Genomic DNA, 18,586 nt, shown 5'->3' on the forward strand with positions numbered 1-18,586 from the left:
AACATGACCGGGCAACACAATAGCCGGCCATAGGTTGAAGAGGATTAGGCCACCCTTTATTAGTACAAGTAGCCATGCACGAACATTATCAGCCCCGTGAAATAGAAGCCGCCGCCCAATCATTCTGGGACACCCAAAAGTCCTTCGAAGTCAGCGAAGATCTAGGCAAGGAAACGTTCTACTGCCTATCGATGTTCCCGTACCCAAGCGGCAAGCTACACATGGGGCACGTGCGCAACTACACCATTGGCGACGTGATCTCCCGTTACCAGCGCATGCTCGGTAAAAACGTGTTGCAACCCATGGGTTGGGACGCGTTCGGCATGCCAGCCGAAAACGCCGCGATGAAAAACAAGGTCGCACCGGCCAAATGGACCTACGACAACATCGCCTACATGAAAACCCAGCTGTGCAGCCTGGGTTTGGCCGTCGACTGGTCGCGCGAAATCACCACCTGCAAGCCTGATTACTACCGCTGGGAACAATGGCTGTTTACCCGCCTGTTCGAAAAAGGGGTGATCTACCGCAAAAACGGCACCGTGAACTGGGACCCGGTCGACCAGACCGTTCTGGCCAACGAGCAAGTGATCGACGGCCGCGGCTGGCGTTCGGGCGCGGTGATCGAAAAACGCGAAATCCCGATGTACTACTTCAAGATCACCGCTTACGCCGATGAACTGCTTGAGGGCCTGGACGACATGCCGGGCTGGCCCGAGCAGGTCAAAACCATGCAGCGCAACTGGATTGGCAAATCCCGCGGCATGGAAGTGCAGTTCCCGTATAACGTCGATTCCATCGGCGAAGCGGGCACGCTCAAAGTCTTTACTACCCGCCCTGACACCCTGATGGGCGCCACCTATGTGGCCGTTGCCGCTGAACACCCGCTGGCCACCCAGGCCGCGCAAGGCAATCCTGAGCTGCAAGCCTTCATCGCCGAATGCAAAGGCGGCAGTGTCGCTGAAGCCGACATGGCCACCCAAGAGAAAAAGGGCCTGCCGACTTCGCTGTTCGTCGAGCATCCACTGACCGGTGAAAAGCTCCCGGTGTGGGTCGCCAACTATGTGTTGATGCACTACGGCGATGGCGCAGTGATGGCCGTGCCGGCACACGACGAACGCGATTTCGAATTCGCCACCCAATACAACCTGCCGATCAAATCGGTCGTACGCACCAGCGCGGGCGATGCCTCGCCTTCACCTTGGCAGGACGCGTACAACGAACACGGCACGCTGATCAATTCCGGCGAGTTCGATGGCCTGGACTTCGACGCCGCCTTTGCTGCGATGGAAGCGGCCTTGACAGCCAAAGGCCTGGGTCAATCGCGCACTCAATTCCGTCTGCGCGACTGGGGCGTGAGCCGTCAACGCTACTGGGGCTGCCCGATTCCTATCGTGCATTGCGACACCTGCGGCGATGTGCCAGTCCCTGAAGACCAACTGCCTGTTGTGTTGCCAGAAGACGTCGTACCCGATGGCGCCGGTTCGCCATTGGCGCGCATGCCTGAGTTCTATGAGTGCAGCTGCCCGAAATGCGGCGCACCGGCCAAGCGTGAAACCGACACGATGGACACCTTCGTCGAGTCGTCGTGGTACTACGCCCGCTACGCCTCACCGCACTATGAAGGTGGCCTGGTCGAAAAGGCTGCGGCTGACCACTGGCTGCCTGTCGATCAGTACATCGGCGGCATCGAACACGCGATCTTGCACCTGCTGTACGCGCGCTTCTTCCACAAATTGATGCGCGACGAGGGTCTGGTCGGCTCCAACGAGCCGTTCAAGAACCTGCTGACCCAAGGCATGGTGATTGCCGACACCTATTTCCGTACGCTGGACAACGGTGGCAAGGACTACTTCAACCCGGACGACGTAGACGTCGTGCGTGACGCGAAGGCCAAGATCATCGGCGCTACGCTGAAGTCGGACGGCCTGCCGGTTGAAATCGGCGGCACGCAAAAAATGTCCAAGTCGCTGAACAACGGCGTTGACCCGCAATCGATGATCGAACAATACGGCGCCGATACCTGCCGCCTGTTCATGATGTTTGCTTCGCCACCCGATGCCAGCCTCGAATGGTCGGACGCAGGTGTTGAAGGTTCGCACCGCTTCCTCAAGCGTGTATGGCGTCTGGCCCATGCCCACGTTGGCCAGGGCCTGCCTGGCCCGCTGGACATCGGCACCCTGAACGACGAGCAAAAAGTCATTCGCCGCGCCATTCACCACGCCATCAAACAAGCGAGCCAGGACGTCGGCCAGCATCACAAATTCAACACCGCCGTCGCGCAAGTGATGACCGTGATGAACGTGCTGGAAAAAGCGCCGCAAACCACCGAACAAGACCGCGCCCTGCTGCAAGAGGGCCTGGAAACCGTGGCGCTGCTGTTGGCACCGATCACCCCGCACATCAGCCATGAGCTGTGGAATCAGCTGGGTCACATCGACGCCATCATCGACGCGCCGTGGCCAACACTGGACGAAAGCGCGTTGGTGCAAGACACGCTGCAACTGGTGATCCAGGTCAACGGCAAGCTGCGCGGGCAAATTGACATGCCCGCCGCTGCCAGCCGCGAAGACATTGAAGCGGCTGCCCGTATCAACGAAAACGTGTTGCGCTTCACCGAAGGCCTGACGATCCGCAAGGTCATCGTTGTGCCGGGCAAACTGGTCAACATCGTCGCCAGCTAAATTGGAACAGGCGCCCCACCCTACGTGCGGGCGCCCAATAAAACCTTCCGGGCCGCTCAGTCGGCCTATCTGGTTTCAAGGGGAGCAACACATGATCAAACGCAATTTGCTGGTGATGGGCCTCGCGGTACTGCTGAGCGCCTGCGGATTCCAGCTGCGTGGCACCGGCACCAATCAGTTGTCCATTACTGAACTCGATGTGACCGCGCGTAATGCCTATGGCGATACCGTGCGTCAACTGCGTCAGGTACTGGAAAACAGCGGCGTAAAAATCTCTGCCGGCGCGCCGTATCACCTGATCCTGACCAACGAGCAAGAAACCCAGCGCGCTGCCAGCTATGCGGGCAATGGCGGCACGGTAGAGTACGAATTGACCAACGTGCTGAACTACGAGATCCGTGGCGACCACAATCTGCCGTTGCTAGACAACAAGATTGAAGTGCACAAGGTCTACTTGCAGGACAGCAGCAACATCACTGGCTCTGGCCAGGAAGCCACCATGATTCGCGGCGAAATGCGTCGTGAGCTGGTGCAACAGATGGTGCTACGCCTGGAGCAGCTCACGCCTGAGCAGTTGGCCAAATTGCAACAAGTGGCTGACGAGAAGGCAAAGGCTGAAGCCGACGCTCTCGAAGCTGCGCGCAAAGCGCAAGAGGCGACCCCGCAACAGTCGCCACTCGAAGTACCCAATCAGTAAGGCATACGGGGCGCTCAGGCGCCCCGTCATCTATCAAGTCCTATGAAACTCGCCCCCGCTCAACTTGCCAAACACCTGCAAGGCAACCTGTCGCCGGTCTATATCATCAGCGGTGATGACCCGTTGCTGTGCCAGGAAGCCGCAGACGCCATTCGCAGTACCGCCCGCCAACAAGGTTACGACGAACGCCAGGTATTCAGCGCTGACGCCAGTTTTGACTGGGGTTCACTGCTGCAAGCGGGCGCCAGCATGTCACTGTTTGCTGAAAAGCGACTGCTGGAACTGCGCCTGCCTTCCGGCAAACCGGGCGATAAAGGGGCTGCTGCACTGATCGAGTATTGCGCCCGCCCCGCCGAAGACACAGTGCTGTTGATCAGCTTGCCCAAACTCGATGGCAGCGCGCAGAAAACCAAGTGGGGCAAGGCACTGGTTGAAGGTGCGCACACTCAGTTCGTGCAAATCTGGCCGGTCGATGCCAATCAATTGCCGCAATGGATTCGTCAGCGTTTGTCTCAGGCCGGTCTTTCAGCAACGCATGAAGCTGTCGAACTGATCGCGGCTCGGGTCGAAGGCAACTTACTGGCCGCCGCCCAAGAAATCGAAAAGCTCAAACTGATGGCTGAAGAAGGCCAGATCACCGTCGAGACCGTGCAAGCGGCCGTAGCGGACAGCGCGCGTTTTGATGTGTTCGGGCTGGTCGACGCGGTACTCAATGGCGAGGCCACCCATGCGCTGCGCATGCTCGAAGGCTTGCGCGGCGAAGGTGTCGAGCCGCCTGTGATTTTGTGGGCACTGGCGCGCGAACTGCGGGTGCTGGCCAACATTGCATTGCAATACAGCCAGGGCACCCCACTGGACAAAGCCTTCAGCCAAGCCCGGCCACCGGTGTGGGATAAACGCAAACCCCTGATGAGCAAAGCCTTGCAACGTTATTCCGCACAACGCTGGGCGCACCTGTTGATGGACGCGCAACGTATTGATGCACAAATAAAAGGCCAGGCGGCGGGTTCTGCCTGGAGCAGCTTGAGTCGATTAACGCTGCTGATGTGTGGGCAACGTCTGAATCTGCCTGCGGAGTAAACACCTCGCCCCGTAGGAACTTGGGGTGCAGCATGCCCTCTGGACAACGCTGAAAAACTGGCCGATGATTTGGCCGTGTTTAATCCAGCGAGAGTCAATGCCATGAGCAAGCGCCCCAACAAGGCCAAATCCATTGTCGCCCAACCCTTGTTCCGCAGCCGCCAGGAACGCCCCGCCAAAGGCAAAGGCAGCTACCGCCGCGAAGCCTTCCAGTCGAGAGACCGGGAGGCTTTTTACCTTCTAGCTGCCTGACGACGGGAATGTTAAGGTCTGCCTCTGATTCGCATTACCTGGACCTGCGCATGCCCTCAAGTCATACACGCCGTTGGCCGATGCGCCAACTGATCGCTGCTTCTAGCGTCATCCTTTTAGTCGCCTGCGCAGAGAAACCCACCGCAGCCGATGCTCAACCCCTGCCTGTGACGCCTGCCGCACCTGCGGTGATCTCGGCGCCTGCTGCAGATAACCTCGACATACAGCCCGCTCAAAGCTTCAGCGAGTGGCAAGCCAATTTCCGCGTTCAAGCCCTTAAAGCCGGGATCAACCCGCTGGTGTTTGATAACGCCTTCAAAGACATCACCCCGGACATGGGCGTGATCAAGGCCGACCGCAGCCAACCTGAATTCAGCCGCCCGGTGTGGGAGTACCTTGACGGTGCCCTCTCCCCTTTGCGCGTGCGTAACGGTCAACGCCTGCTGGAGCAGAATGCCCAATTGCTGAGCCGCATCGAACAGCGCTATGGCGTTGACCGCCAGGCTTTGGTGTCGGTGTGGGGCATGGAAAGCAACTTCGGTACGTTTCAGGGCAACAAGTCGGTGATTCGTTCACTGGCCACCCTCGCCTATGAAGGTCGCCGCCCGGAGTTTGCCCAGAGCCAACTGATCGCCGCGCTGAAAATCATTCAGGAGGGCGACATTTCGCCCGAGAAAATGCTCGGTTCATGGGCGGGTGCGATGGGGCAAACCCAGTTCATCCCCACCACCTATGAAACCCATGCGGTCGATTTCGATGGCGATGGTCGCCGCGATATCTGGAACAGCTCGGCCGACGCCCTGGCCTCAACTGCGCACTACCTGCAAAGCTCCGGCTGGAAGCAAGGTCAGCCGTGGGGCTTTGAAGTGAACCTGCCAGGCGGTTTCGACTATGCACTGGCTGACGGCGCGGTACGCAAATCTGTTGGCGAGTGGCAAAAGATCGGTGTCATTTTGCCAGCCAACGCGGCGGGAGCTGATCAATTGAGCGCCACCTTGTTGTTACCGGCCGGGTACCGTGGCCCGGCATTTTTGGTGCTGGATAACTTCCGCGCCATCCTTCGATACAACAACTCATCGTCCTATGCACTGGCCGTGGGTTTGTTGTCTGAGCGATTCGCAGGCCAAGGGACGATCAAAGGGGACTGGCCCAAGGATGAGCGACCACTAAGCCGCTCAGAGCGTGTCGAACTGCAAACCCTGCTCAGCAACCGCCATTACGATGCGGGCAAAGCGGACGGGATTATCGGGGCGAATACCCGTAAGGCGATCCGTAGCGCGCAGCAAGCCTTGGGCTGGCCAGCAGATGGCTATCCATCCCATAAGCTGCTCGAAAGCTTGCGTAACCCGTAGGCATCGTCCTCACCCCAACCGTTTCCCTGGAGAGGTTGGGGTGAGGGGCTTCAAGCCTTATGGTTGTTGATCGAAACCACGCACTGCTCTAGCACCAACTGCTGGCGATCAGCATCCAGACTCACCAAAGCGCCCATCGGCAACGTAAGGTTCGGGTCGCAATGCCCACTCCGCCAACCTGCCAGCACGGGAATGCCCAAAGGCTCAAACGTCTGCCCCACCAGTCGGATCAACGCCTCGTGGTCAACACCCGCCACATCCCCCACCAAGACCCCGCGCAACCCGGCAAACTTGCCCGCCAGGCGCAACTGCGTCAAGAAGCGGTCTATCCGGTACAGCGGCTCGTTGACGTCTTCGATAAACAGAATGATGTCGTCCGCATCCAGTTCGAACGCTGTGCCCATCATGGCGCAGATCATCGCCAGATTGCCGCCCAGTAAACGACCACAGGCAACGCCCGGTGCCACGGTGGTCAAGGGAAAGGCAGCCGGGTGGGCCAACTGTGGCCCTTGACGGCCGCTGAGCATGTCCAGCAAAGAAGATTCGGTGGGCGCCTGCTTGTCACCCAGCAAGTCAGCGTTAAGCATCGGCCCGTGAAAGGTCACAAAGCCTGCATAACGGGTGATCGCCAAGTGCAGCGCGGTGATGTCGCTATAACCGATGAACGGTTTTGGATGACGTTTAAGTCGCTCAAAATCGATGCCGTCGAGCAAGCGAGGGCTGCCATAGCCGCCGCGCATGCACAAAATGGCGTCAATGCTGTCATCCTCAAACGCGTCGTGCAGATCGCGCAAGCGAGTTGCATCAGCGCCTGCCAGATAACCGTCCTTTTCCCAGACGCCAGGAAACACACGCAGTTGATAGCCGCGCGCTTGTATCCATTGGGTCGCAAGGGTCAGGTCAAGTTCGGCGGGGCCTGCCGGGGCGATCAGGCCGATCACCCCGCCAGCGGGTAGCGCGGGCACCGCGCTGTGGGCCTTGTAGGACACCTGCGCGATAAGCCGGCTATTCATGCGTTCACTCACCAATCAACATGGTTTTAACCAGCTTGGCCTGCTCATCGGCATGGTACGAAGAACGCACCAAGGGGCCCGAGGCGACGTTTTTGAAGCCCATTTTGTAGCCTTCCTCGGCGAACCAGGCGAAGACGTCCGGGTGAACAAAACGCTGCACCGGCAAGTGGCTGCGCGACGGTTGCAGGTATTGGCCCAACGTCAGCATGTCGATGTCGTGCTCACGCATGCGCTTCATCACTTCAATGACTTCTTCGTCCGTTTCACCCAGGCCCAGCATCAAGCCGGACTTGGTCGGGATGTGCGGCATCATTTGCTTGAAGCGTTGCAGCAAGGTCAACGACCACTGGTAGTCGGAACCCGGACGCGCAGCCTTGTAGAGGCGCGGCACGGTTTCGAGGTTGTGGTTGAACACGTCAGGCGGCTCGGCAGCGGTGATTTCCAACGCGACGTCCATGCGCCCACGGTAGTCGGGCACCAGCGTTTCGAGCAGCACGTTCGGCGACAATTTGCGGATTTCACGGATGCAATCGGCAAAGTGCTGCGCACCACCGTCACGCAGGTCATCACGGTCGACCGAGGTGATCACCACGTACTTCAAACGCAAGTCAGCAATGGCGACCGCCAGGCTTTCTGGCTCATTGACGTCCAGTGGCTTCGGTCGTCCATGGCCCACGTCGCAGAACGGGCAGCGACGGGTGCAGATGTCGCCCATGATCATGAACGTCGCCGTACCGCCGGAGAAGCATTCGCCCAGGTTCGGGCAGGAGGCCTCTTCGCACACGCTGTGCAGCTTGTGCTTGCGCAGCAACGCTTTGATACGGTCGACTTCAGGCGATACCGGGATGCGCACACGAATCCAGTCAGGCTTCTTCGGCAACTCGGTGGTCGGAATGATCTTGACCGGGATACGCGCAACCTTCTCGGCACCGCGCAATTTAACGCCGGTCTCAACCTTGGAACGGGCCTCGCTGGCGCGGGCTGCACGTTCGGAGATGTCCAGCGTAGGGATCAGGGTTTGAACAGCGTCTTGCGCAGTAGTCATATCAATCGATTCCGCCCGTGAGGGTCGTCTGCTCAGCATAGTCGAGGTGTTTGACGAGTTGCGCACGCAATCGGGCACTCACCTCGGCAAATTCAATCGGGCCTGCATGGTCACGCAACTGGGTCATCGCCAGCCCCGCATAACCACAGGGGTTAATCCGTCGAAACGGTTCCAGATCCATGTCCACATTCAGGGCCAGACCGTGGAAAGAGCAGCCATTGCGAATCCGCAGGCCCAGTGAGGCGATTTTGGCGCCGTCGACATAGACACCCGGCGCATCCTCTTTGGCCTGGGCGTTCACGCCATAGCTGGCGAGCAGCTCGATCAGGCAGCGCTCCATCCGGCTGACCAGCTCACGTACGCCAAACCCTAACCGGCGAACGTCCAGCAACAGATAAGCGACCATCTGACCGGGCCCGTGGTACGTCACCTGCCCGCCGCGGTCCGATTTGACCACCGGGATATCACCCGGCAACAGCAGGTGCTCGGCCTTGCCTGCCTGACCTTGGGTAAACACCGGCGGATGCTGCACCAGCCAGACTTCATCTTGGGTGTCCGGTTGTTGCTTGCGTGCTTCGGTGAAGCGTTGCATCGCCAGCCAGGTGCGCTCGTAGTCAAGCTGACCCAGCTCGCGAATACCCAAGACCTGCGGCATCACAACACCATGTGCACGAAGCCGGTAGCCCGCAGTTCGCTGTTGATGTTGTAGAGCTGATCCTGATCCGTTGCCACGATGTGCAACTGGATCGTTGTGTACTTGCCATTGGTGCTTTGACGTTCGTCGACACGCTCATCGTTGACCTTCGCGTGTTTCTTCACGATGTCGATGATTTTGTCTTTGTTGCCCACACCCGTGTCGCTGATCACCTTAACCGGGTAATCCACGTTAGGGAATTCGATCTTTGGCGCCTTTACTTCGGTATCGCTCATGGCGTATTGGCCTCGTAAGCCCGGAACTACAGACATGACCCCGTGCCGGGTAGGCAAGGGGTCACACAGGTGGGTGCAATCAGTTGAACAACCCGTAGAAGAATAGACGGATGCTATCCCACACGCGTCGGAAAATTCCACCTTCCTCAACGGGTTCAAGTGCGATCAAGTCGGCACTGTGAACAACTTTATCGTCGAGTTTGACTTCAACCTTGCCGATCACGTCACCTTTGGCGATCGGCGCCATCAGTTGCGGGTTCATGGTCATGCTGGCCGCGAGCTTTTTCAACTGGCCTTTAGGCAGGGTCAGGGTCAGATCATCGGCCAGACCGGCTTTAACCTGGTTGGTGATGCCTTTCCAGACCGGTGCTTGCGCCAGCTCAGTGCCCTTCTGGTAGAAGGTCTGGGTTTCGAAGAAACGGAAACCGTAGGTCAGCAGCTTTTGCGTCTCGGCAGCACGGGCCGCCTCGCTGTTGGTGCCGAACACCACCGCGATCAAACGCATGCCATCACGCACAGCCGACGACACCATGCAGTAGCCTGCTTCATCGGTATGACCGGTTTTCAGGCCATCAACGGTTTTGTCGCGCCACAGCAGCAGGTTGCGGTTAGGCTGCTTGATGCCGTTCCAAAAGAACTCCTTCTGCGAGTAGATCGCATAGTGAGTCGGGTCTTCGTGGATGATCGCGCGTGCCAGCAACGACATGTCGTGCGCCGACGAGTAGTGATCCGGGTTTGGCAGACCGGTCGGGTTCATGAAGTGGCTGTTGGTCATGCCCAACTCGCCCGCGGTTTTGTTCATCAGGTCGGCGAACGCGTCTTCACTGCCGGCAATGTGTTCGGACAGCGCAACGCTGGCGTCGTTACCCGACTGAATGATGATCCCGTGCAGCAAGTCGCTGACCGATACCTGGGAACCGACTTTGATGAACATCCGCGAACCACCGGTACGCCAGGCATTTTCGCTGACGGTGACCGGATCGTTTTCACCGATCTGGCCACGACGGATTTCCAGGGTCGCAATGTACGCGGTCATCAGCTTGGTCAGGCTGGCAGGCGGCAGGCGTTGATCGCCATTGTTCTCAACCAGCACGTTACCGCTGCTGGCATCCATGAGCACGTAGGACTTGGCGGCAAGCTGCGGCGGCGACGGCATCATTTCGGCTGCAAAGGCAGCAGGCGTAATGATCAGCGGGACAAGCAGGCACAGGCGTTTGGCAAAGGTGGTGATGTTCATCCGTCTCTCGAAATTGTTAATGGAAACTTACCCTCGCGGGCAAAACTGTTGTGACAGCCGTTTGACGGGCTGTCGCGTATTCAGTTGCAGCGTGGCCCTCACAGGGCTTTTATTCTTCGCCGCCACAACTGCGTTTGAGCCTCGAAGGTTCAAGGCCCAACGCGTTAATCAGTGTTACTGATCCGATGTCACAACGCTTGGCTGGCCCAAGTTGGCCAGACGCACGCTGTTTTGCGCTTGCTGTACTTCACCGGCCGAGGCGATTGGCCCCAGTCGTACACGGTGCAAGGTTTGTTGATTGCGCACAATTGAACTGATGAACACCGGAGCGCTGACCATGCCACTGAGCTTGGAGCGAAGCAACTCTGCCGCGTCCGGGTTGGCAAATGCGCCGACCTGCAAGTACGTGCCGTGGCCACTGGCCATGCCTGGCACCGGTACAACATCACTCGCGTGCTGCTGCGCAGGTGGCGTCCATTGTTCAACCTTGCCGGTCGACACCGTAGGGCCGGGGGCATTCTGAGCCATTTTTGGCTCATTGAGCATCAACGGCGCCGGGCGACCACGCTGCGCCCACCACGCTTGCGGGTCAATGCCTTCAACCTTGACCCGCGCCGTACCGGTTTCGGCATAGCCAAGTTTTTTGGCCGCCGCATAAGACAAGTCAATGATGCGGTCCGAGTAGAACGGGCCACGGTCATTGACCCGCAGCACAACAGCTTTACCGTTGTCCAGGTTGGTCACTTTGACGTAGCTGGGCAGTGGCAGGGTTTTGTGCGCGGCGCTCATGCCGTACAGGTCATACACCTCGCCATTGGCGGTGTTTTGACCATGAAACTTGGTGCCGTACCAAGAGGCAGTACCCGATGCGACATAGGTCTTGGACTCTTGAATCGGGAAGTAGGTTTTACCCAGCACGGTGTACGGGTTGGCCTTGTAGGGCCCGGTGTGCAGGGTCGGGGTGGCATCGGGGATGCGCGAGACGTCCACGTCCCACCACGGCGCGCCGTCTTTGTGCGCGCGGTTGATGTCCAGCCCCGGCGTGGCGCGAACAACGGCGGTCGACTTTTGGGGCGCGGCGGTGCGGCTGCTGGAGCAGCTCACCACCAGCAACGCAAGGGCGGCGCAGGCAGCGACTTTAAGAGGTGTGCGGATCGCTAGAAACGGCATTACTTAGTGCCCCGTGCTTGAACCAGCAGGTCGGACAGTTGGTGCACTGCCATGGCGTACATCACGCTACGGTTGTAGCGCGTGATCGCGTAAAAATTCTTCAGGCCCATCCAGTATTCAGGGCCGTTTTCGCCTTCGAGACGGAACGCGGTGACCGGCATGTCGTCAGGCAGCGCATCATGACTCGACCACCCCAGCGCTCGCAACTCCCCGACGGTTTTCACCGGCTCGATGCCTTGGGTCAAGCCTTCGTCGACCCGCTCGCCCTGTACGTCGGCGCGAATCACCACCGGCTCACCGGCCACCCAGCCATGACGCTTGAAGTAGCTGGCAGCGCTGCCAATCGCGTCGTCCGGGTTGCTCCAGATGTTGATGTGGCCGTCGCCGTCAAAGTCCACGGCGTAAGCGCGAAAGCTGCTCGGCATAAATTGCGGCAAGCCCATCGCACCCGCGTACGAGCCTTTAAGGGTCAACGGGTCGACCTGCTCTTCACGGGCCAACAACAGGAACTCACGCAGCTCCTTGCGGAAGAACTCGGCCCGTGGCGGGTAATCAAAGCCCAGGGTCGACAACGCGTCGATCACCCGATAATTGCCGGTGTTGCGACCGTAGAAGGTTTCAACGCCGATGATCGACACAATCACCTGTGCCGGAACACCGTATTCCTGCTCGGCACGGGCCAGTACGGCTTCGTGCTCGCGCCAAAAATCGACACCGCGGGCAACACGGGCATCAGAAATAAAGATGGGGCGGTATTCTTTCCACTGCTTGACGCGCTCGGCAGGACGCGAAATAGCGTCGAGAATGCTCTGCTTGCGCTGAGCCTGGCGAAACACGTCCATCAGCTGTTCGCCGGCAAACCCGTAGTCGCGGGTCATTTCACCGACAAACTCAGCCACTTGGGGTGAGCCTTCGTAGTCGCCGGCCACCGCGCCTTGCGCCGCCCCGAACAGACCCAACAGGCCTACCCATGACGCGTATCGAGCGGCCCAGCCACGCATTACTTGCATTGAATAATTCACCTTAATCAAACTTGCGCGATCCACTTGCGATGCGTGTGGATCGACATCAAAACCCCAAACGCTGACAGCAGCGTGACGAGCGAAGTTCCGCCGTAGCTAATAAACGGCAATGGCACGCCCACCACCGGCAACAGGCCACTGACCATACCGATGTTGACGAAAACATAAACAAAAAACGTCATGGTCAGGCTGCCGGCCAGCAATTTGCCGAACAGCGTCTGGGCCTGGGCCGTAATCACCAGGCCGCGACCAATCAACAGCAGGTAGATCAGCAGCAATGCGCAAATCCCTACCAGGCCGAATTCTTCGCCCATCACCGCGATGATGAAGTCGGTGTGGCTTTCGGGCAGAAAGTCCAGATGCGACTGGGTGCCCAACAGCCAGCCTTTGCCAAACACCCCGCCAGAACCGATAGCCGCCTTGGACTGAATGATGTTCCAGCCGGTGCCCAACGGGTCGCTTTCAGGGTCGAGAAAGGTCAGTACCCGCTGCTTCTGGTAGTCGTGCATCACGAAAAACCACATGGCCACCGCCACCGGGATGGTGGCCGCCAATACGCTGAGGATCCAGCGCCAGCGCAAACCGCCCATAAACAGCACAAACGCTCCGCCCGCCAGCACCAGCAACGCGGTGCCAAGGTCGGGCTGGCGCACAATCAGCGCAAACGGCACGCCGATCAGCATCAAACTGATAGCGACGTGCTTGAGCTGCGGGGGCAAGGTGCGCTTGGAGAGATACCAGGCGATGGTCGCCGGCATCAAAATCTTCATGAACTCCGAAGGCTGGAAACGAATCACCCCCGGTATGTTGATCCAGCGCGTGGCGCCCATCGCGTTGTGGCCCATCACGTCCACCACCACCAGCAACAACACACCGACCAGGTAGCCGATGGGCACCCAGCGCGCCATAAAGCGGGGTTCAAGCTGGGCAATGATAAACATCGACACCAGACCGATACCGAACGAGGTCGCCTGCTTGCTCAGCAGGTCCCAGCTTTTACCGCTGGCCGAATACAACACAAACAAACTGCCTGCTGCCAGGGTCAGCAGCAAAATCAGCAGCGGGCCATCAATGTGCAAGCGCTGAAGCAGCGAGGCACGCCGACGCATCACATCCTCACTGGAGAGCATGCGATCAAAATTACTCATCACTGGCCGAAACCTCCGCCTTTGAAGGGCTGGCGTACTCAGGTTTGAGCTTGCCGTCTGCATCCAGTAACCAGGCATCCATGACCTTGCGCACCACTGGCGAGGCGACGCGGCTGCCCGCCTCGCCGTTTTCAATCATCACCGAGACCGTAATTTGCGGGTTATTGGCCGGCGCAAAACCGACGAACAAGGCGTGGTCGCGGTGGCGTTCCTGAACCTTGGAGCGGTCATATTTTTCGCCTTGCTTGATGGCCACCACCTGCGCAGTACCACTTTTGCCGGCAATCAGGTATTGCGCGCCAACCCCGGCGACCCGTGCCGTACCGCGTGCGCCATGCACCACTTGCTGCATGCCGTGGCTGACCTTGGCCCAGTTGGACGGGTCGCGCAGCACGATATCAGGCATCGGATTCGGGTCCACGGGCGGTACGCCTTCAATGGTCTTGGCCAGATGCGGACGAATCCACTTGCCCTTGCTGGCAATCAGCGCCGTGGCTTGCGCCAGTTGCAAAGGCGTGGACTGCATGTAGCCCTGACCGATCCCCAAAATCAGGGTTTCACCCGGAAACCAGGCCTGACGTCGGGTGGCGCGCTTCCACTCGCGCGACGGCATCAGCCCCGCCGACTCTTCAAACATGTCGAGGGAGACTTTCTGGCCAATGCCGAACTGGTTCATATAGGTCGACAGCCGGTCAATGCCCAGCTTGTGGGCCAAGTCGTAGAAGTAGGTGTCATTGGAACGCATGATCGCCGTGTCCAAATCCACATAGCCATCACCGCTGCGGTTCCAGTTACGGTATTTGTGATCGTAATTGGGCAACTGGTAATAACCGGGGTCGTAGACCCGCGAGGCACCGGTGATCACGCCGCTGTCGAGACCGGCAATCGCCACCGCAGGCTTGATGGTCGAACCCGGCGGGTACAGGCCGCGCAAAATCCGGTTAAACAGCGGGCGATCAATGGAGTCGCGTAACTCGGCGTAAGCCTTGAAGCTGATGCCGGTCACAAACAGGTTGGGGTCAAAACTGGGTTGACTGACCATTGCCAGCACCTCGCCCGTCATCGGGTTCAGAGCGACAACTGCGCCACGGCGCCCGGCCAGCGCCTCCTCGGCGGCTTCCTGCAACTTGATATCGAGGCTGAGCACGATGTCTTTGCCGGGGATCGGGTCGGTGCGTTTAAGCACGCGCAACACCCGGCCACGGGCGTTGGTTTCAACTTCTTCGTAACCCACCTGCCCGTGCAGCTCGGCTTCATAGAAGCGCTCGATGCCGGTTTTACCGATGTGATGGGTGCCGCTGTAATTGACCGGGTCGAGGGTTTTAAGCTCTTTTTCGTTGATCCGCCCCATGTACCCCACCGAGTGCGCAAAGTGCGCGCCTTGCGGGTAGTGGCGCACCAACTGCGCAACCACTTCCACCCCTGGCAGGCGGAACTGATTAACGGCAATGCGGGCGATCTGCTCTTCGTTCAGCTCAAACAGGATGGGCACCGGCTCAAACGGCCGCCGCCCCTGTTTCATGCGCTTTTCAAACAGTGCGCGGTCTTGCGGGGTGAGTTGCAACACCTCAACAATCACGTCGAGCACTTGTTGCCAGTCACCGGAGCGCTCGCGGGTCATGCTCAGGCTGAAGCTTGGCCGGTTGTCGGCGATCACCACCCCATTGCGGTCAAAAATCAGGCCACGGGTGGGGGGAATCGGCTGCACGTGCACCCGGTTGTTTTCCGACAATGTCGAGTGGTACTCGTACTGCACCACTTGCAAGTAGTACAGGCGCACGATCAGCGCACAAATGAGCGCCACCACGACACAGGCGCCGACCACGACGCGGCTGCGCACAAGGCGTGCGTCTTTCTCGTGGTCTTTGAGGCGAATCGGCTGAGACATTCAGGACGCTGACTATTTGTGATAAGGGTGCCCGGACAGAACCGTCCAGGCGCGATACAACTGCTCACCAATCAGAATCCTTACCAACGGGTGTGGCAACGTCAACGGCGACAACGACCAGCGTTGATCGGCACGCGCGCACACTTCGGGTGCCAGCCCTTCAGGCCCGCCCACCATGAAGTTGACCGTGCGCGAGTCCAGGCGCCAGCGGTCGAGTTCGACCGCCAGTTGCTCGGTACTCCAGGGCTTACCGTGCACTTCCAGCGTGACAATCCGCTCGCCCGGGCCGACTTTGGCCAGCATGGCCTCGCCTTCCTGACGGATAAAACGGGCCACGTCGGCATTCTTGCCACGGGTATTGAGCGGTATTTCTACCAGTTCGAGCGCCAGCTCGGATGGCAGACGCTTGGCATATTCATGCCAGCCTTCTTCCACCCACTTGGGCATACGCGAACCGACAGCGATCAAACGCAGGCGCACAGCGAACCCTTATTCCTGGTCTTTGTTGAGCTTGAGGAAATGCTCATGGGTGTTTTCAGGGCTGTGGTGAGCAGCGCTGCCTGCACGGCTTTGCTCGGCACCGGCCCACAGACGCTCCAGGTCGTAGAACTGACGGGCGCTGGCGGTCATCATGTGAACGATCACGTCGTCCATGTCCAGCAGAACCCAATCGCTGTCGCCCTTGCCTTCTTCACCCAATGGCTTGACGCCCAGGGCTTTCACCGCTTCACGGATTTTGTCGAGCATTGCGCCGATCTGACGGTTCGAGGTACCAGTGGCAATGATCATGTAATCGGTGATGCTGTGCTTGTCGCGCACATCAATTACCTGAATGTCCTGGGCTTTGACGTCTTCCAGCGCGGCAACAGCAACCTTGACTAGCTCGTCGCCTTTGAGCGGCTCGGCGCTAAAGGTTTTTTCTGGCAGCGGAGCGCTCTTGAATGTGCCTTTGCGTTTTACTTTGCTTACATCTTTGTTGGTCATATAAAACTCGTTTTGCTCGTATGTTCGGGGGGTTCAATACACGTCAAATCGTGCCTTGAACCACGCCTTTTTCAGTTCGACGCACGGTAAAGCCCGTGCGCATCGATGTAGGCCAGGACCGCGTCGGGCACCAGATAACGTACCGACTTACCGCTGGCCAGCAGTTGACGGATCTGGGTGGCGGATACCGCGAGCGGTGTCTGCCAGACGAATGCAATCTGTCCGCTCGACCCTTTCAGGGCCAGCGGGTCGCTTACCGAGCGCGCCGCCAACAGGTTGCGCAAGGCATCCGGCGGTTCGCTGTCGGCATCCGGGCGCTGTAGCACCAGGATATGGCAATGCTGGAGCAACTCTTCCCAGCGATGCCACGTGGGCAGGCCGCAAAACGCGTCCCAACCCAGCAATAAAAACAACTGGTCGTCGGCGGCCAACTCGGCCCGCATCAGTTCCAGGGTGTCGATTGTGTAGGACGGCTTGTCCCGTTGCAGTTCCCGGGCGTCAACCACCAGCGTAGCCACTCCGGCGACGGCGCACTCAACCATCGCCAAACGGTCGTGCGCAGACACTTGCGGGGTGTCGCGGTGGGGTGGCCTGGCGTTGGGGGTCAGACGCAGCTCGTCGAGCGCCATCATTTCCGCCACTTCCAGCCCACCGCGCAAATGCCCGATGTGCACCGGATCGAAGGTTCCACCCAACACGCCAATGCGCCGGGGTAACGCGTCGTTCAGCGGTGCCATCATTGGCGCGTCAAGGTCGGCCAACTCAAGCAGGCTCCTGACCGCGCAGCTGCCCATCACCGACCACAATGTACTTCTCGCAGGTCAAACCTTCGAGACCCACCGGGCCGCGGGCGTGCAGCTTATCAGTAGAAATGCCAATCTCCGCACCCAATCCGTATTCAAATCCATCGGCGAAGCAGGTTGGGGTGTTGAGCATCACCGAACTGGAGTCTACTTCGGCCATAAAACGCCGTGCGTCGCCCTGGTGTTCGGTCACGATCGAGTCGGTGTGATGGGAGCCGTAGTGATTGATGTGTTCAATCGCCTGGTCCAGACCGTCGACAACACGGATCGACAAAATCGCGTCCAGGTACTCGGTGTGCCAGTCGTCTTCAGTGGCAGCCACCACGTCAATCAGTGCCTGCGTGCGCTCACAACCGCGCAGCTCGACGCCTTTGGCACGAAACTCTTCGGCCATTGCCGGCAAGAACTGCGCCGCCACCGCCTGATCGACCAGCAAGGTTTCCATCGCCCCGCAAATGCCATAACGGTAGGTTTTGGCATTGAACGCAATACGCTGCGCTTTTGTCAGATCCGCCTGGGCACTCACGTATACATGGCAGATGCCGTCCAGGTGCTTGATGACCGGAACACGGGCGTCACGGCTCACGCGCTCGATCAAACCTTTGCCACCGCGCGGCACGATCACGTCCACATACTCGGGCATGGTGATCAATGCACCGACGGCGGCACGGTCCGTGACTTCAACCACTTGCACCACTGCCGCCGGCAGACCGGCCTCAGCCAGGCCTCGCTGGATACAGGCGGCAATCGCACGGTTGGAATGAATGGCCTCGGAGCCACCGCGCAAAATAGTCGCGTTGCCCGACTTCAAGCACAGGCTCGCAGCATCGATGGTCACATTGGGGCGCGACTCATAAATAATGCCAACCACGCCCAGCGGCACGCGCATTTTGCCCACCTGAATGCCCGAAGGCCGGTAGCTCATGTCGCGAATCGCGCCGATCGGGTCCGGCAAGCTGGCCACCTGCCGCAAACCGACGATCATGCCGTCGATGCGCGCAGGGGTCAGCGCCAGACGCTCCAACATCGCGGGCTCCAGACCATTGGCACGCCCCGCCGCCAGATCCTGCTCGTTGGCAGCGGTGAGTTCGGGACGGGCAGCATCCAATGCCGCCGCAGCCGCCAGCAGGGCACGGTTTTTTTGCCCGGTGCTGGCACGGCCAATCACACGGGACGCTTGGCGAGCGGCGCGACCCAGGCGGGTCATGTAGTCAAGAACGGACTCAGTCATGGTCTCAATGGTCTTGGCAGGGAGGAAAGCGGCCGATTATAGCGGTCCCGCCG

Annotated in this window: 18 protein-coding genes; 5 read left to right on the plus strand and 13 right to left on the minus strand. The window is 59.3% G+C overall.

The features are described 5' to 3' along the window. Nucleotides 1–74: 74 nt before the first annotated feature. The 5 genes from leuS (at nt 75) to GYN01_RS06810 (ending at nt 6,062) form a co-directional block, all read left to right on the plus strand. The gene (gene leuS / locus GYN01_RS06790; RefSeq protein ID WP_048362384.1) at nt 75–2,681 is read left to right on the plus strand and encodes a leucine--tRNA ligase; all 2,607 of its coding nucleotides are present in this window, start codon (nt 75–77) and stop codon (nt 2,679–2,681) included. A 91-nt stretch (nt 2,682–2,772) separates the two neighbouring features. Next, on the plus strand, nt 2,773–3,378 hold the full coding sequence (locus tag GYN01_RS06795) for an LPS-assembly lipoprotein LptE (protein ID WP_048362383.1): 606 nt from the start codon (nt 2,773–2,775) through the stop codon (nt 3,376–3,378). Between the two features lie 42 nt (nt 3,379–3,420). Further along, entirely contained in the window at nt 3,421–4,458 is a 1,038-nt protein-coding gene (gene holA / locus GYN01_RS06800; RefSeq protein ID WP_203306760.1) for a DNA polymerase III subunit delta, read from the plus strand. Between the two features lie 102 nt (nt 4,459–4,560). Then, nucleotides 4,561–4,710, plus strand: a complete 150-nt coding sequence (gene arfA, locus GYN01_RS06805; protein WP_048362381.1) for an alternative ribosome rescue factor ArfA — start codon at nt 4,561–4,563, stop codon at nt 4,708–4,710. Nucleotides 4,711–4,760: 50 nt separating this feature from the next. Continuing rightward, complete coding sequence (locus GYN01_RS06810) at nt 4,761–6,062, plus strand: lytic murein transglycosylase (RefSeq protein ID WP_048362380.1); 1,302 nt, start codon at nt 4,761–4,763, stop codon at nt 6,060–6,062. 50 nt (nt 6,063–6,112) lie between these two features. Here the strand turns inward: GYN01_RS06810 and GYN01_RS06815 are convergent, their stop codons facing one another. The 13 genes from GYN01_RS06815 to GYN01_RS06875 form a co-directional block, all read right to left on the minus strand. Next, nucleotides 6,113–7,075 (minus strand): S66 peptidase family protein, encoded by a 963-nt coding sequence (locus tag GYN01_RS06815; protein WP_203306761.1) that lies wholly within the window; start codon nt 7,073–7,075, stop codon nt 6,113–6,115. 4 nt (nt 7,076–7,079) lie between these two features. Continuing rightward, entirely contained in the window at nt 7,080–8,120 is a 1,041-nt protein-coding gene (gene lipA / locus GYN01_RS06820) for a lipoyl synthase (RefSeq protein ID WP_048401478.1), read from the minus strand. 1 nt (nt 8,121) lies between these two features. Next, nucleotides 8,122–8,775 carry a lipoyl(octanoyl) transferase LipB gene (gene lipB / locus GYN01_RS06825; protein ID WP_203306762.1) on the minus strand — a complete coding sequence of 218 codons (654 nt, stop codon included), beginning with the start codon at nt 8,773–8,775 and terminating at the stop codon, nt 8,122–8,124. After that, nucleotides 8,775–9,050, minus strand: coding sequence for a DUF493 domain-containing protein (locus GYN01_RS06830; RefSeq protein WP_048362376.1), 276 nt, complete (start codon nt 9,048–9,050; stop codon nt 8,775–8,777). Before GYN01_RS06830 ends, lipB begins: the two co-directional genes overlap by 1 nt. 79 nt (nt 9,051–9,129) lie before the next feature. Next, complete coding sequence (locus GYN01_RS06835; RefSeq protein WP_048401482.1) at nt 9,130–10,287, minus strand: D-alanyl-D-alanine carboxypeptidase family protein; 1,158 nt, start codon at nt 10,285–10,287, stop codon at nt 9,130–9,132. Nucleotides 10,288–10,461: 174 nt separating this feature from the next. Next, nucleotides 10,462–11,457, minus strand: coding sequence for a septal ring lytic transglycosylase RlpA family protein (locus GYN01_RS06840; RefSeq protein ID WP_048362374.1), 996 nt, complete (start codon nt 11,455–11,457; stop codon nt 10,462–10,464). Further along, nucleotides 11,457–12,467, minus strand: a complete 1,011-nt coding sequence (gene mltB, locus GYN01_RS06845; RefSeq protein WP_048362373.1) for a lytic murein transglycosylase B — start codon at nt 12,465–12,467, stop codon at nt 11,457–11,459. The genes GYN01_RS06840 and mltB overlap by 1 nt, the downstream gene beginning before the upstream one ends. Nucleotides 12,468–12,484: 17 nt before the next feature. Further along, nucleotides 12,485–13,588 carry a rod shape-determining protein RodA gene (rodA, locus tag GYN01_RS06850; protein ID WP_048363005.1) on the minus strand — a complete coding sequence of 368 codons (1,104 nt, stop codon included), beginning with the start codon at nt 13,586–13,588 and terminating at the stop codon, nt 12,485–12,487. A 31-nt stretch (nt 13,589–13,619) separates the two neighbouring features. Next, on the minus strand, nt 13,620–15,515 hold the full coding sequence (mrdA, locus tag GYN01_RS06855; protein ID WP_048401485.1) for a penicillin-binding protein 2: 1,896 nt from the start codon (nt 15,513–15,515) through the stop codon (nt 13,620–13,622). Between the two features lie 12 nt (nt 15,516–15,527). Continuing rightward, nucleotides 15,528–15,995 (minus strand): 23S rRNA (pseudouridine(1915)-N(3))-methyltransferase RlmH, encoded by a 468-nt coding sequence (gene rlmH, locus GYN01_RS06860; protein ID WP_003444191.1) that lies wholly within the window; start codon nt 15,993–15,995, stop codon nt 15,528–15,530. A gap of 9 nt (nt 15,996–16,004) precedes the next feature. Further along, nucleotides 16,005–16,499, minus strand: a complete 495-nt coding sequence (rsfS, locus tag GYN01_RS06865; RefSeq protein WP_048362371.1) for a ribosome silencing factor — start codon at nt 16,497–16,499, stop codon at nt 16,005–16,007. A gap of 71 nt (nt 16,500–16,570) precedes the next feature. Further along, entirely contained in the window at nt 16,571–17,236 is a 666-nt protein-coding gene (gene nadD / locus GYN01_RS06870; protein WP_162207794.1) for a nicotinate-nucleotide adenylyltransferase, read from the minus strand. A 25-nt stretch (nt 17,237–17,261) separates the two neighbouring features. Next, complete coding sequence (locus GYN01_RS06875) at nt 17,262–18,533, minus strand: glutamate-5-semialdehyde dehydrogenase (RefSeq protein ID WP_203306763.1); 1,272 nt, start codon at nt 18,531–18,533, stop codon at nt 17,262–17,264. Nucleotides 18,534–18,586 lie beyond the last annotated feature (53 nt).

The sequence above is a fragment of the Pseudomonas weihenstephanensis genome (assembly GCF_016812185.1).
Taxonomy (GTDB): domain Bacteria; phylum Pseudomonadota; class Gammaproteobacteria; order Pseudomonadales; family Pseudomonadaceae; genus Aquipseudomonas; species Aquipseudomonas weihenstephanensis.

Bases quoted from the DNA above. Each gene is read 5' to 3' on its own strand.
- leuS (WP_048362384.1), top strand. From the start codon at position 75: ATGCACGAACATTATCAGCCCCGTGAAATAGAAGCCGCCGCCCAATCA.
- GYN01_RS06795 (WP_048362383.1), top strand. From the start codon at position 2,773: ATGATCAAACGCAATTTGCTGGTGATGGGCCTCGCGGTACTGCTGAGC.
- holA (WP_203306760.1), top strand. From the start codon at position 3,421: ATGAAACTCGCCCCCGCTCAACTTGCCAAACACCTGCAAGGCAACCTG.
- arfA (WP_048362381.1), top strand. From the start codon at position 4,561: ATGAGCAAGCGCCCCAACAAGGCCAAATCCATTGTCGCCCAACCCTTG.
- GYN01_RS06810 (WP_048362380.1), top strand. From the start codon at position 4,761: ATGCCCTCAAGTCATACACGCCGTTGGCCGATGCGCCAACTGATCGCT.
- GYN01_RS06815 (WP_203306761.1), bottom strand. From the start codon at position 7,075: ATGAATAGCCGGCTTATCGCGCAGGTGTCCTACAAGGCCCACAGCGCG.
- lipA (WP_048401478.1), bottom strand. From the start codon at position 8,120: ATGACTACTGCGCAAGACGCTGTTCAAACCCTGATCCCTACGCTGGAC.
- lipB (WP_203306762.1), bottom strand. From the start codon at position 8,775: ATGCCGCAGGTCTTGGGTATTCGCGAGCTGGGTCAGCTTGACTACGAG.
- GYN01_RS06830 (WP_048362376.1), bottom strand. From the start codon at position 9,050: ATGAGCGATACCGAAGTAAAGGCGCCAAAGATCGAATTCCCTAACGTG.
- GYN01_RS06835 (WP_048401482.1), bottom strand. From the start codon at position 10,287: ATGAACATCACCACCTTTGCCAAACGCCTGTGCCTGCTTGTCCCGCTG.
- GYN01_RS06840 (WP_048362374.1), bottom strand. From the start codon at position 11,457: ATGCCGTTTCTAGCGATCCGCACACCTCTTAAAGTCGCTGCCTGCGCC.
- mltB (WP_048362373.1), bottom strand. From the start codon at position 12,467: ATGCAAGTAATGCGTGGCTGGGCCGCTCGATACGCGTCATGGGTAGGC.
- rodA (WP_048363005.1), bottom strand. From the start codon at position 13,588: ATGCGTCGGCGTGCCTCGCTGCTTCAGCGCTTGCACATTGATGGCCCG.
- mrdA (WP_048401485.1), bottom strand. From the start codon at position 15,515: ATGTCTCAGCCGATTCGCCTCAAAGACCACGAGAAAGACGCACGCCTT.
- rsfS (WP_048362371.1), bottom strand. From the start codon at position 16,499: ATGACCAACAAAGATGTAAGCAAAGTAAAACGCAAAGGCACATTCAAG.
- nadD (WP_162207794.1), bottom strand. From the start codon at position 17,236: ATGGCACCGCTGAACGACGCGTTACCCCGGCGCATTGGCGTGTTGGGT.
- GYN01_RS06875 (WP_203306763.1), bottom strand. From the start codon at position 18,533: ATGACTGAGTCCGTTCTTGACTACATGACCCGCCTGGGTCGCGCCGCT.